Source organism: Halomonas sp. N3-2A (assembly GCF_002216165.1).
In the GTDB taxonomy this organism is placed as follows: domain Bacteria; phylum Pseudomonadota; class Gammaproteobacteria; order Pseudomonadales; family Halomonadaceae; genus Vreelandella.
Genome location: NZ_CP022286.1, coordinates 3285833 through 3301607 on the forward strand (window position 1 = coordinate 3285833; position 15775 = coordinate 3301607).

The 15775-nt window shown below is 54.5% G+C and carries 3 protein-coding genes; all 3 read right to left on the bottom strand.

What is annotated here, in order from left to right; translation table 11 throughout:
- Positions 1–3260 (bottom strand): ESPR-type extended signal peptide-containing protein (locus tag CEK60_RS15325; protein ID WP_157698044.1); only part of this gene is annotated, 3260 nt, incomplete at its 3' end.
- Between the two features lie 829 nt (positions 3261–4089).
- Positions 4090–4935, bottom strand: a complete 846-nt coding sequence (locus CEK60_RS15330; protein WP_089039763.1) for an OmpA family protein — start codon at positions 4933–4935, stop codon at positions 4090–4092.
- A gap of 11 nt (positions 4936–4946) precedes the next feature.
- On the bottom strand, positions 4947–15083 hold the full coding sequence (locus CEK60_RS15335) for a YadA-like family protein (protein WP_198361374.1): 10137 nt from the start codon (positions 15081–15083) through the stop codon (positions 4947–4949).
- Between the last annotated feature and the right edge of the window lie 692 nt (positions 15084–15775).

Consider the following 15775-nt stretch of genomic DNA (forward strand, 5'->3'; position numbering starts at 1 on the left):
CCTTTGTTGGCCACATTGCTAACATCGGTTAGCTGGTCCACGTTCACCGCATCCGTGCCGTTAACACCTGGGGCAACATTAGTAATAGTGTTACCAGCCATATCCAAGCCGCCCGTGAGGGTGGTTTGGCCAGTCACGTTTAGTGTGCCGCCGATGGTGGCGTTGTTGGTTACGCCTAGTGAGTTGGTGGTGACGCTGTTGACGTCCAGGTCATCGCTCATCGCAATAACAAGCGTCTCGTCGTCAGTCACTTCGGTGCTGAGATTGGCATTGCTGGTCACGATATTCAGCTCGTCACCTAGCTTACGATCCGTTGTGCCAGCATCACCAGCGAAAGTAATCGGGGTGTTAGCCAGGTCACCAATGCCACCGTCCACATACTCTTTGTTGACGATGTGGGTGTTTTCAGTGATCGCACCGTCGTAGAAGGCTTCGTTGTTGACGACCGAGAAGTTGTCTCCCAGGAAGGTATCGCCCTTCACTGTGGTGTCGCCGTTAATCGTCGTATTGCCGCCGATATTGGTATCGCCTGCCACATCCAGCTGGTTGGTCACGTTCACATTCGAGAAGTCGACATCATCTGCCGTGGCTACTTCAATGCTGTTATCCGTGCGAGTGATAGCGATGTTCTTGCCTTCACTGAAGTCGGCGGTTTCACCAGGCGCAATGTTCTCACCCGTGGCTTCACCGTTCGCCGTCAGATCCCAACCTTTGTTGGCCACATTGCTAACATCGGTTAGCTGGTCCACGTTCACCGCATCCGTGCCGTTAACACCTGGGGCAACATTAGTAATAGTGTTACCAGCCATATCCAAGCCGCCCGTGAGGGTGGTTTGGCCAGTCACGTTTAGTGTGCCGCCGATGGTGGCGTTGTTGGTTACGCCTAGTGAGTTGGTGGTGACGCTGTTGACGTCCAGGTCATCGCTCATCGCAATAACAAGCGTCTTGTCGTCAGTCACTTCGGTGCTGAGATTGGCATTGCTGGTCACGATATTCAGCTCGTCACCTAGCTTACGATCCGTTGTGCCAGTATCACCAGCGAAAGTAATCGGGGTGTTAGCCAGGTCACCAATGCCACCGTCCACATACTCTTTGTTAACGATGTGAGTGTTTTCAGTGATCGCGCCGTCGTAAAAGGCTTCGTTATTGACGACCTTGAAGTTATCACCCAGATAGGTGTCGCCCTTCACTGTGGTGTCGCCGTTAATCGTCGTGTTGCCGCCGATATTAGTATCACCCGCGACATCCAGCTGGTTGGTGACATTGACATTAGAGAACTCAACATCCTCAGCAGTCGCCACGGCAATGCTGTTACCCGTACGGGTAATGGCGATATTCTTGCCTGCGCTAAAGTCTGCGGCTTCGCCAGGCGCGATGTTCTCGCCAGTGGCTTCACCATTGGCGGTGAGCTGCCAGCCCTGGCTGGCCACTTGCTCGACAGCCTTGAGCTGACTGACATTGACGGCATCGGTGTCAGTGGCACCGGCCGCCACATTGGTGATGCGCCGTTCAGCACCGGCACTGCCGACGGATACTTCACTGTCCGCGGTGGGCGCTGCCACGGCAATCGGATTACCGTTAACATCCAGCGGCTGATAAGCCGCCGTGCTCAGCGTGCTACCATCAGCGATAGAGCCTTGTCCCAGCGCTACGCTGTCTTCATGAGTCACCGTAGCATCTGTACCCAGAGCAGTGGCGCCCGACACATCCGCATTGGAATTCTCGCCAAGCGCCGCACCAGCGACGATAGCCGGATCGTTGATACCGCCGTTATAAGTGGCGATAGCGCCGTCACCAAAAGCAGAACCGCCATTGCCTGCACGCGAAGATGCGCCCATCGCAACCGAGCCCGTCGCAATCGCGTCATAGCCGATCGCAATGCTGCGCTCGCCCGATGCTTGCGCAATGGTGCCCATGGCGATAGCATCTTTGGCTGAAACAACGGCTTCGTTACCAATCGCCATGCCCGATACGGCGCCTTCAAGTACCTTGGCGGTACTACCGATGGCCGTTCCATGAATGGCGTTAATCGCTACATTCGCTTCCTCCCCGATAGCCACTGAGCCCGTCGCATTAACCGTGGCACTAGTACCAATTGCCGTGGAAAAAATGGCCTTATTCGCCACTATCGCGTTGGAGCCGATGGCGATTGAGCCGCTTGCATTGTCGCCGACCTTCGCATTGGGGCCGATAGCTGCGGCATAGCTTGACCCCATCCCCGTGCTTGCATGGGAGCCTAAGGCAAGGGCAGCTACCTCGCTAGCCTTTGCCTGACGACCAATAGCGATGACCGAGTTTACACTTGTTGTACTGGTACCTGTCGCCATTGCATCTTCACCAATAGCAATGGAGGTGCCACCAAACGCCTGAGCTCCCGTACCGATGGCCACGTTGTCAGCTTGAGCTGTTGCGCCAGCAATGACCCCCGTCTCGGCCGAGCTACCAATGGCAATGTCCCGCGTTGTCCCTGCAGTGGCCGTATTGCCAACGGCCACGGCGGACTGTCCGGTAGCGCTAGCCTTTACGCCTGCCGCCAGAGAATTATCTGAGTCTGCGGTTGTCTGTGCGCCCAGCGCGATACTATTAACTCCGAAAGCCTGCGCTCCACGCACGTTATTCGAGCCTATGGCAATTGAGTGCTGACCGGAAGCGGTGGTGGAATTCGCTATCGACAGTGGCGTCGTACCATTTCCGCCAGCGCTACCAATCGCAATAGCGTTAAGTGCGGTAGCTTGACCACCAAACCCCAGCGCAATGGCTGAGTTGCCTGTTGCGCGCGACTCAACCCCAAGGGCCGTTGCCCATTTAGCCGCACTCGCGTTATGGCCGAAGGCACTACCACCCGCTCCCGTTACCTGACTAAAGGCTCCATAGACAGTCGCCCCGAGTTGGTTATTGCCGCTAGCCTCACAGCCAGCCACTAAAGAGTAGGTACCAGAACCATCCTGCGCCTGGGCACTCGTAGTTCCTGGGTTGATTCGGCCTACGGTGCTCGCCACACCCGTCGTACAAATTCCGGCGGTATTGATGATATTGGCCTGTACTGGCTGAACTATCAGCGACCCTGTAGCGATAGCAACAGCCAAAGCCACTGGTCGCAGCAACCTAGAAACTCCTGCACCTCCGGCCACTTCAAAAGCAGGCAGTTGGCTTACCATCCCTTGCTGCGCGGCCGCTTTATTACGACTACGTGCCGCTTCAGAGGCCACCACTAACCGACCAAGGGTTCGGTTCCAAATTAATCGAAACACGTTATTCATTGTAGAGAGCTCCACTTATCATTCGGTGAGGAAGCGCTATTGCCTCCCTCAGTTACCTTTACCCTGGTCATCTAGGCGCAATGTTGATGCTCAGAAACAGCCCCCGCCCCGGCACAACACTTTCCCATCTAAGCAACTGCTGAACGCCACTAAACAACCGGTGCACTCACAACGCAGCTACAAACAAACGACCAATTCAAATAACCGCTAGCCGCTGCCCTAAAGCGCAGAAGTAAGCGATTTGATTCAAGGTGGTTTTTTTAGTGGATACATTCTCTTACTTAGGCAAGTACTACCTCAATACAAGTTCAATATTGTTAACACTCAGAAAAGCATATAAATTATTTTAGGTGAGGCGCTGATTCACAAAGTTTAATAGTTTTCTTTTTTTAGCAATTAACATCACTATGAAGATCACTCATCAACGCTATTTAACCCCATTCACCACTAGCCAAGCAATATTCACAAGCCATTGAAAAAAAACAAAAAACCATACCGACACTTAACCAGCCACATTGTTAAATATAAAACAAAACAACAATCCATTCGAATTAATCATGATAGAAAAAATAGCTATAATCAGTTTAACATTAATAAATTGTTAACTAATCTTACCTAGACAACACCGCCAATCTTACAATTGTTCACACTCCCTCCTGTCGAAAGACACTTAATTCAATTGAGTTCAGGCGAGGCACACAGACCTATAGCGCTAAGAAGCAACTTTATACATTCCCTTTGCTCCAATAAAAAAACCACAATGCTCATGCTTTAATAAGCCTGAGTATCGTGGTTTTTGGGGCGAGCTATTATTGACTGACTAGCGTGCCTATTGAAGCGTTATTTCCACTCTACGATTAGGTTTCAAGCACGCCTTCACGCTTGGCGTGGCTACTTGGCCTGGGCAGTTAACGATAGGATCAACCTCTCCTCTTCCTAGCAGCGTTAAGTTACGTCTCTCTATTCCCTGTGAGACTAGATAACTGCCAACGGCCTCCGCACGTGCCTGAGATAAGTTAAGATTATACTGCTCCTTACCAAATCGATCCGTGTAGCCAACAACGAGTACACTTGGTGATGAGTAGGCATCAAGCACCATATCTGACACCCGTTCCAAAGCGCGCCGCCCCTCTAACGAGAGTTGGTCGCTATCAAAATCGAATAACACATCGCCTGATAAAGTTAATTTCTCTTCGCGCGGCTCTACGGTAACCTCTTCTACTTCGATGGGTACCAGTAACGCCGGACACTGTGCATTTTGCCAACGAGTGCTTTCTAATGTCATGTCATCGCCATAGTGCACTTGGTATTGGCAAGTGATGTAGTCATTGCCATTCCCCGTGTATAGGTTAAACACGTAGTTCCACTCCCGCACACCAAAGAACCCTTCCGCGTAATGGGGGTTACCAATGAGCTGGCGGACTTGCTCTTTGTTTTGCCCTTCTGCAATGCGCAGCACACTATCCGGATCGACAAACTGCCCACCGTCGTACCAGTTGTCCGTTAGCGCCGGAAAGCCATCATCCGTTTCACCCAGCTCTGCCCGGTCGCTGTTAGGCGGGCTAGCACAGCCCGTCAACACGAGAACGGCGGCGATACTGGCGGCCCCAAGGGCCGCCTTGTTCATCACATAGTCGCTAAAATAGTGACTAAGAGAGTTACTAGAGTTGTTCACGTCGTTCTCCTTCACCAGTGCCAGCCAGCGCCAATACCTGCGCCGAAGTTGCTTTGCGAGTCGCCCGTCACCTTGCCTTGAATCACCCAGCGACCATTGTCAGAAAGGCGCGAGATACCGACCGATACCGCTGACTCACCGCCATAAGTACCTGCCCCTACACCAATCATGCTCTTACCGGGCATCCAGGCTTGCGGCACCGTGGAAGCGGCAATCGCACTGGCAGAGCCCGCATTCGCGTTGCGTTCGACGCTGTCGATACGACCATGCACGTTGACGAGTTCGTTCTGGAAGCGACGGCCAAGCTCGTTCATCTGCCCTACGTTAACCGCATCGCTCTCATTAACACCCGGCGCTACGTTGGTGATGGTGGTGCCACCCGCATCAATGCCGTTAACCGTCATACTGGGGCCATCTTTAATGCTGACACCGTCGTTGTTAACCGTGGTGTTGCCGGTGGTGACACTATCAACATCCAAATCACGGTTCATCGTTATCTGTACACCGTCATCGGTTGTCTTGGTCGTGATATTGTCATCACCGGTGATCGCAACGGTATCACCCATCTGGCGGTTAACCGTATCACCTTCATCAGCGCCAAAGTTCAACCCTAGCCCTAGCGTTTCGTTGATATCCGTGATGCTGTTTTCATTCGTGGTAATACGCTGACTGTTGTCGGCAATATTCCCTTCGTTGTTGGTAATACGCTGGCTGTTGCCAGCAATATTGGTGGTATTGTTAGCCACATTCTGGTTGGTATCGTGCAACTGGCTGCCGTTAATCGCATCGGAGCTATCATTGCTGATATCGCCATCCGCAACGTTCGTCAGCTTGGTGCCATCTTCACCTGCCAGCGTAACGCTGTCGTAGTTGATATCACCGTTGTCATCGCGGTCATACATGACAGCGCCGTCTGCGCCACCGCCACCCGTGTCACCTTCAACAATCGTCAGACGATCATCCAGGCTGCCCATAAAGTCCATCGCGGCATAGAGCTGGCTACCATTAATGGCATCGGTGCTATCCGCGGTGATACGCCCTGCCGCCACGTTGGTGATGGTGCGCTCGCTGCCCACACTGCCAACGCTGACGGTGGCGACGGGAGAAGCACCTGCAAACTGGTACGTTTGGCCTGCAATGTCAACCGATGCGGTGCCAATCGCTTCTGCAGTGCGAGCACCTTCCCCTAGCGCTACGCTACCTTGATGCGAAGCAATCGCGTCGTAGCCCATCGCCAGTGCGCGATCTGCTAAGGCCACAGCCTCATAGCCCACAGCGGTGGAGCCTTCTCCTTGGGCAAAGGCATCGCTTACTGCCAAGCCACTGTCGTTGGTGCGTACGTAGCGAATACCAAGGCCGTTGTTGGTTATGTACTCATCGCTTCCGTCACCCACCACATTCGTAACGCTATTCTCTAGCGCTTCAATCCACTGATTAGTCGCATAGAGCTGAGAGCCGTTGATCGCATCTTTACTCTCTACTGATATATCGCCTTCGGGCAGGTTAGTGATGCCCTCATCACTAATGACAGGCCCGTCTTGACCAACGGTGAGGCTTTTGCCAATCGCCACATCATCACCCAGGTCAAAGGCCACTTCCTCGCGGCCATTATTACTAGTCTGGCTTATTATGATGTTGCCATCTGTATTGCGCAGATTGACTTCATCATTCGGTGCCACATTACTTGCTGCGCCATTTTCGGTGCTTAGGTTCCAACCAGCGTTAGCCGTAGTTTTCACTTCTTCAATCGCTTGGTTAGAAGCAAACAGTTGGCTGCCATTGATAGCATCCGTGCTGGTCTCACTCACGCGGCCTGCAGCCACATTGGTCAACGTGCGCTCGTTGCCTGCACTGCCAATGCTGACCGTGCTATCGGGTGTGGTGCCAGCGAAGGTGTAGCTATCACCTGCAATTGTAACGCCGCTGGTGCCCACTGCATCCGCTGTGCTGCTGTTACTGCCCAGCGCGACACTTTGATCGTGGCTCACCGTTGCGCCCGCGCCTAGGGCAATGCCCTGCTGGGCTTCAGAGAGGGCATTGGTACCGAACGCAATGCCATCAGAGAGCATGACTTCGGCATTGTTGCCAATCGCAGTGCCGCCAGGGGCCATTTGGCCGACAATCGCGCCATTCCCCATGCCGATGCCGTTATCACCGTTAGTCACGGTGGTCGGGCCAACCGCAATGCTGTCGTTACCTACCGCAGCCGCATCTGGTGCAGTGGAGTTCGCGCGGAAGTATTTGGTGCCGCTATCAATCACAGAGCCAACCGCTCCTTGTAACTGGCGCACCGTCACCGCGTCTTGTGCTTGCGTGCCGTCGGCAACGTTGGTGATCTGACGGTAGGAGTCGCCGTCACCCACCGAGATCGCACCAAGCAGTTCTTTGTCGGTGGTGTTGAACTCAATCGTTGCTGATCCCGCCGGGATAAAACCGGAGTCTGGCGCCAGCGCGCGATCAACCACCGAACCACTGCCCAACGCTAGGCTATCGCTAATCGGCGCATTCGCCCCAAAGCCCAGGGCCACGGCGCCTTCGCCGCTAGCAGTGGCATTAACACCACTCGCAATCGCGTTTAGCCCCGTCGCGCCATCGTTGTTGTAGTTACCACCGATGGTGCCGCCGTCGTTGATGCTGTAGTAGCGGGAGCGGTTGGCATCGAAGTAATCTAGATTGACCGCATCACCTGCATTCACCGGATCGCCAAGGTTGGTGATGGTATCGCCACCCATATCAATGCCGTTGTCATTGAGCGTTGGGCCGTTGTTAATCGTCAGGCTATCCGCCGTCAGATCGGGGCTGGTGGCAATTTCAATCGCGCCATTGTCGTCGCTCAGCTCGATATTATCGCCGCTGATAAAGTTGGCGACGTTATCGTTCTGGTCGAGGGTTTTAACCTCGTTGCCGTCGATCTGGGTGACCACGGTTTGTAGTGCAGAGTCGGCCAACGTCAGGCTGTCTTTGCTGGCTTGGCTGAGATCCACCGCGTAGTCGGTGACGTTGTTGGCGTCGGGAGCAGCGGCAGTCACATCCACCGCGCCGGAACCGGCGCTAACCGATGCGCCGTCGGCATTAACGATGTAGATGTCTTGCCCATCAGCGCCAGAGGTTTGGTCAACACTGGCCACGTTGGTACCTGCAAACACTTCAGTGCGCGACGCGGCGGCGCTGCTTTGCAACTGGCTGAGATTCACTGCGTCTTGAGCATTCACCCCATCGGCGAGATTGCTGATAGAGGTGCTATTCATATCAATGCCGCCGCCGCTCAACGTCGGGCCACCAGTGATGGCCAGGTTATCAAAAGCTACGCTATCGGCTGTGGCGACCGTAATATCTGTGCCGTTGCGGGTGATGGCGATGTTTTTACCATCAATCATCTGAACGGTGTCGCCGGGAGCTACGTTGGTAGCGGCATCATTGTTGGTCTGGATATTCCAGCCCGTATTGGCAATCGCATTGACCTCTTCAATCGCTTGGTTAGAGGCAAACAGTTGGCTGCCATTGATGGCATCGGTGCTGGTCTCACTCACGCGGCCTGCAGCCACATTGGTCAGCGTACGCTCGTTGCCTGCACTGCCAATACTGACCGTGCTATCGGGTGTGGTGCCAGCGAAGGTGTAGCTATCACCGGCAATCGTGACGCCACTGGTGGCGACCGCATCCTCCGTGCTGCTGTTGCTGCCCAGCGCGACACTTTGATCGTGGCTAACCGTTGCGCCTGCGCCCAGGGCTATGCCCTGCTGAGCTTCAGAGAGGGCATTGGTACCGAACGCAATGCCATCAGAGAGCATGACTTCGGCATTGTTACCAATCGCTGTGCCTCCCGGAGCCATTTGACCGACAATCGCGCCGTTACCCATGCCGATGCCGTTATCGCCATTCGTCACGGTGGTCGGGCCAACGGCAATGCTGTCAGTGCCTACGGCTAACGAATCAGGTTCGGTGGAGTTGGCGCGGAAATACTTAGTACCGCTATCAATCACAGAGCCAACCGCCCCTTGCAACTGGCGCACCGTCACCGCGTCTTGTGCTTGCGTGCCGTCGGCAACGTTGGTGATCTGGCGGTAAGAATCATCATCACCCACCGAGATTGCACCGAGCAGTTCTTTGTCGGTGGTGTTGAACTCAATCGTTGCTGACCCTGCCGGGATAAAGCCGGAGTCTGGCGCTAGCGCGCGATCAACCACCGAACCACTGCCCAATGCTAGGCTACCGCTAATCGGCGCAGTCGCCCCAAAGCCCAGTGCCACGGCTCCTTCGCCGCTAGCGGTGGCATTAACACCACTCGCAATCGCGTTTAGCCCCGTTGCACCATCGTTGTTGTAGTTGCCACCGATGATGCCGCCGTCGTTGACGCTGTAGTAGTGCGCGCGGTTGGCATCGAAGTAATCTAGATTGACCGCATCGCCTGCATTCACCGGATCGCCCAGGTTGGTAATCGTGTCACCGCCCATATCAATGCCGTTGTCATTGAGCGTTGGGCCGTTGTTAATCGTCAGGCTATCCGCCGTCAGATCGGGGCTGGTGGCAATTTCAATCGCGCCATTGTCGTCGCTCAGTTCGATATTATCGCCGCTGATAAAGTTGGCGACGTTGTCGTTCTGGTCGAGGGTTTTAACATTGGTGCCGTCGATCTGGGTGACCACGGTTTGTAGTGCAGAGTCGGCCAGCGTCAGACTGTCTTTACTGGCTTGGCTGAGATCCACCGCGTAGTCGGTGACATTGTTGGCGTCGGGGGCAGCGGCAGTTACATCCACTGCGCCAGAGCCAGCACTCACCGATGCACCATTAGCATTAACGGTGTAGATATCTTGGCCGGCAGCGCCGGTGGTTTGGCCAACACTGGCCACGTTGGTACCTGCGGCCACTTCAGTGCGGCTGGCGGCTGCGGAGATGGCCAGTTGCTCTTCGGTGGCAGCACGGCCTAGCGTGGCGAAGCTGGGGTCGGCCAGGTCGATGTTGGATAACCCGACAATATCGTTGGTGGCGGCGTTGGTAACCACACTACCTACGCTGACGCTGTTATTAACGACCACATCGTCACTGAGGTTGAAGGTCACTTCTTCGCGGCCATTGTCAGTGGCCTGGGTAATCACCAGGTTACCGTCACTGCTGCGTAGGTTGACCTCATCGTTCGGGGCAATATTCTGAGCTGCGGCGTCTTGAGCACTGAGATTCCAGCCGGTATTGGCCACATCGCTCACTGCTTTGAGCTGATCTTCACTGGCAGCTTGGCCCGAGGTGAAGTTATCGGGATCAAAGGTGAGGTTGCTTAGCCCATTGATGGTGTCACCTCCAGCAGTGTTAACAGTGACATTGCCGAACTGTGGTGAATCGATAGTGGCGACCGTAATGTCCGTACCGTTGCGAGTGATAGCGATGTTTTGACCATCAATCATCTGAACGGTGTCGCCGGGAGCTACGTTGGTCGCGGCATCATTATTGGTCTGGATATCCCAACCCGTATTGGCAATCGTGCTGACCTCTTCAATCGCTTGGTTTGAGGCAAACAGTTGGCTGCCATTGATGGCATCGGTGCTGGTCTCACTCACGCGGCCTGCAGCCACATTGGTCAATGTACGTTCGTTGCCTACACTGCCAATACTCACCGTGCTATCGGGTGTGGTGCCAGCGAAGGTGTAGCTATCACCGGCAATCGTGACGCCACTGGTGGCGACCGCGTCATCCGTGCTGCTGTTGCTGCCCAGCGCGACACTTTGATCGTGGCTCACCGTTGCGCCTGCGCCCAGGGCTATGCCCTGCTGGGCTTCAGAGAGGGCATTGGTACCAAATGCAATGCCATCAGAGAGCATGACTTCGGCATTGTTACCAATCGCAGTGCCTCCCGGAGCCATTTGACCGACAATCGCGCCGTTACCCATACCGATGCCGTTATCGCCATTCGTCACGGTGGTCGGGCCAACGGCAATGCTGTCAGTGCCGACGGCTAGCGAATCAGGCGCAGTGGAGTTGGCACGGAAGTATTTGGTGCCGCTATCAATCACAGAGCCGACCGCCCCTTGTAACTGGCGCACCGTCACCGCGTCTTGTGCTTGCGTGCCGTCGGCAACGTTGGTGATCTGGCGGTAGGAGTCATCATCACCCACCGAGATCGCACCAAGCAGTTCTTTATCGGTGGTATTGAACTCAATCGTTGCTGACCCTGCGGGGATAAAACCGGAATCTGGCGCCAGTGCGCGATCAACGACCGAACCACTGCCCAGAGCGAGGCTGTCGCTAATCGGCGCATCCGCGCCAAAACCTAAGGCCACTGCACCATCACCGCTGGCGGAGGCATCAACGCCAGAGGCAATAGCATTTAAGCCCGTCGCGCCATCGTTGTTGTAGTTGCCGCCAATGATGCCGCCGTCGTTGACGCTGTAGTAGTGGGTTTGGCCCGCTTTCAGTTGTGCGACGTTAACTGCATCAGTATCTTCTGCACCAGCAGCTACATTGGTGATTTGGCGGGTTTCACCATTTCCACCTACGCTAACCGCGCCCGATGTGCTAAGCCAGGCGCTGTTGGTCTCCGTGGAGGCCGCGTCAGTAGTTGGGTCATAGCCCGCAACGCCTGCAGTTATGTTGGCGACCGAGCCGCTGCCCAGAGCCACTCCATTTGCAACCGTAACGGTAGATCCAGCACCGAATGCCGCGCCGTTTGCCCCAGAAACAGTTGCCAGCGGCCCAACAGCCACGCCACCAAGAAAGCCCGAAACATTGGCCTCTGTGCCTAAGGCAACACCACCGACACTCAACGCGCTGACTTCCGAGCCATCACCAATGGCTGTTGAGAAGTTCGCTAATGCATTCGCATCATCGCCAATGGCAGTCGCGCCATCGGCATTTGCTAACGTCTCTGAACCAATCGCAGTTGCTCCATCGCCATTGGCCGTCGCAATACGGCCAATAGCAATAGCACCACCATCGCTATTGCCGCCAGCGGCTAGAGCATCAGTTCCTATAGCCACGCTGTCATCATCTTGCGCCAAAGCTCCCACACCAGCCGCTAGGGCTCGTGTGCCTATCGCACCATCGTTGTTGTAGTTATCTTGCTGAACACCACCGTCGTTGACACTATAGTAGTGGGTGCGGTTTTCATCGAAATAGTCGAGATTCACCGCATCGCCACCATTTACCGGGTCCCCCAGGTTAGTGATAGTATCGCCGCCCATATCAATGCCATTGTCGTTTAGCGTCGGGCCATTGTTAATCGTCAGGCTATCCGCCGTCAGATCGGGACTGGTGGCAATCTCAATCGCGCCATTGTCGTCGCTCAGTTCGATATTATCGCCGCTGATAAAGTTGGCGACGTTATCGTTCTGGTCGAGGGTTTTAACATTGGTACCGTCGATCTGGGTGACGATGGTTTGTAACGCGGAGTCGGCCAACGTTAGGCTGTCTTTGCTGGCTTGACTGAGATCCACCGCGTAGTCGGTGACGTTGTTGGCGTCAGGGGCAGCGGCAGTTACATCCACCGCGCCAGAGCCAGCGCTAACGCTCGCGCCGCTTGCATTGACGGTGTAGATGTCTTGGCCATCAGCGCCGGTGGCTTGACCAACACTGTCCACGTTAGTACCTGCAACCACTTCAGTCCGCGACGCGGCAGCACTGGTCTGTAGCTGGCTGAGATTCACCGCGTCTTGGGCATTCACCCCATCGGCGAGATTACTAATAGAGGTGTTATTCATATCAATGCCGCCACCCGTCAGCGTCGGCCCCCCGGTAATGGCCAGGCTGTCGCTGTTGACAGTAGTAAAGGTGACATCTTGGGCAGTGGCGATTTCAATCGCTCCGTTATCGTCACTGAGCACGATGTTGTCACCCGTCACAAAGTTGGCGACGTTATCGTTCTGGTCGAGGGTTTTAACATTGGTACCGTCAATCTGGGTGACCACGGTTTGCAGGGCAGAATCAGCCAGCGTCAGGCTGTCTTTGCTGGCTTGACTGAGATCCACCGCGTAGTCGGTGACGTTGTTGGCGTCGGGAGCAGCGGCAGTCACATCCACCGCGCCAGAGCCAGCGCTAACGCTCGCGCCGTTAGCATTGACGGTGTAGGTAGTACCACCGTCGGCATTCTCTGTGACGGCGACATCCGTCACATTGGTGCCTGCCTCGACTTTTGACTGAGCAGCAATTAGCTGACTGACGTTGACCGCATCATCTAGCTGAGTTCCAGCTGCAACACTGGTAATCTGACGACTACCAATATCAACTGCCGCACGAGTCGCTACCGTACCATTGATATTGGCTGCATCTGCTGCCGTTGCACCAAAGGGAATATAACCCGCTACGCCTGCGGCGGTATTCGCCACCGAATCGCTACCTAGCGCAACACCGCCCTCCGTGGTAGCGCTCGAGTCAGCCCCGATAGCCACTACCTCATTAGCAGAAGCGCTAGCACGCGACCCTATCGCCAAGGCATCCACCCCACCCGTAACACCAGCCTGAACCCCTATCGCTGTACCTGCATAAGACCCGTCAACAACATTTGATTTTGCGCCAATCGCTATGCCAGCGCCGTCAATGTCGTTGGTCGACTGATCTACAGTGGCCTGCACGCCCAAAGCGACACCCTGCCCCCAGGCAGTTGAGGAGTCACCAATCGCTATACTATGTGTATCAGATGTATTGGGGTTGGCTCGGGCATTAGCCCCCACCGCAATAGCGTTGCTACCTTGAGCGCTTGCGTTGGTGCCTAAGGCACTGGAATTGTCACCTGAGGCTGTTGCACTTTGGCCATAAGCAGATGCATTGTTACCACTGGCAGTACTGAACTCACCAAAAGCTTGACCACCATTGCTAGCATTAGCATCTGTACCTACCGCCCAGGAACCAGTGGCAATCGCGCCACGGCCGATAGCGCCGGTGTCGACGCCCGATGCTGTACTGTCTTTACCAATTGCAATAGCATTAGTAGCTGATGCTTCGGCACCAGTCCCCATCGCAATGGCATCGACTTCACTAGCCGTTGCTGCTACACCCAGTGCCAGTGTATTGTCTCCCTGCGCTAGGCTTTGATTACCCAATGCCACCGATAGCAAGCCGTTCGCCTGGGCCGCTCCCGTGCCATTGAAACCTTCTGTAGAACCGCCAATCGCGACGGCACCATCGGCATTGGCCTGGGCACTCTGCCCCATGGCAATTGCGCCACTGCCCGAGGCGATCGATTCACGACCATAGGCCATGGACGCCACACCTGAGGCATTCGTCAGATTGCCGATGGCCTGAGCACCATCTTGGGAAGCCACTGACGGAGTACCGCTGTTAGCGCCAATCGAGATGGAATTTTCTCCTTGAGCCTGGGCACCGGCCCCCAATGCAGTACTGGTGGACGTTGACGACACAGCCAGGGCGCCCACAGCCACCCCCCCGACTCCTCCACCACTAACATTCGCCCCTTGACCAATAGCCACACTGGACGCAGTATTGGCCGAGGCTTCGCCACCAATCGCAATCGCGTTCACTGCACTCGCCTGCGCGCCACGTACATTATTACTACCAATGGCAATAGAGTGCTGACCGGAAGCGGTAGTGGAGTTCGCTAGCGACAGCGGCGTCGTGCCGTTCCCGCCAGCGCTACCAATCGCAATAGCGTTAAGTTGAGTGGCTTGACCACCAAACCCCAGCGCAATGGCTGAGTTGCCGGTTGCAAGGCTTTCTACCCCGATCGCTGTCGCCCATTGCGCGGCACTCGTATTAAAGCCTAGGGTGGCCCCACCTTTTCCTGTAACTTGACTAAAAGCACCATAGACAGTAGCTGCCAACTGGTTATTACCACTGGCATCGCAACCAGCAACAAGCGAGTAAGTACCACTTCCATCTATGGGATCTGCGCTGGTATTTGGGGTCGCTATCCTGCCAACAGATGAGCCAGCCGCTCCAGACGTACAGCTACCACCATCTGAAGCAAATTTTCTTGCTTCAGCATCGGGGCTTCCCAATGGAGAAAGCATTGCCGCAAATGCAAAAACGATGCTTAATGTAACTGGCCGAAGAGAATATTTGATAGGTGATTGAATTGTTACGGGTTCGGCCACCTGCCCAACTTGATGACCAGCCCCTGCCTTACGATGACTAAGAGCTGCTTCCGATGCCACCACTAAACGCCCTAGAGACCGATTCCAAACTAAGCGAAATACGTTATTCATTCCCATGCTCCCACAAGTTGTCAGGGGTTATAGCAACTATTTTTTATAGTTTCTTGGGCCACAGGCAATGAGCCCATAAGCGGGCTCACTCTTCCGGCGAGGCTTCTACAGCGTGCCTTAGTTCACATATCCACAAGACTTTTTTGACTATTTTTTATATGTCTTGCTATGAAGCTACACCTGCGGGTGAAACATTGCTTAATAATCAAGCTAGCACAGGAAACCACCCACCTCCACAATATGAATTAATATTAACAGTCTAGTTAGTGAACTTTTTAAGTCCCTTTTAGTGAGCCCTAAGGTAGAGAAAACACATCTTTCACTAGGAGTCTTTGGACACCTTAGCCAAGCAGGAGAGTAAGCACTTACTAATTAATTACAGATAATGGATCAAGCATAGAAAACCCAATACTAATTAAAATTTATCTTACAAATTAACTCATTAATTTACGTTTCAGCGCACATGCGTATTCTGGGAGGCGACTGGCCTGCAACGTAGTTCGAGCACGCTTAGTGCTGATCAAACCGCTGCGACTGCATCTGTAGAGAAGGAGTGGGAGTACTAAGCACTACTTGGAAAGCACTTAACGAGCTTTTCTGCTTGCAAAGCTCATCGTTCAGAGCAAGTATCTAACGATGGCACTTCGACACTATGCTTAGGCCTGGAAACATATTTTCAACCCATACTACTT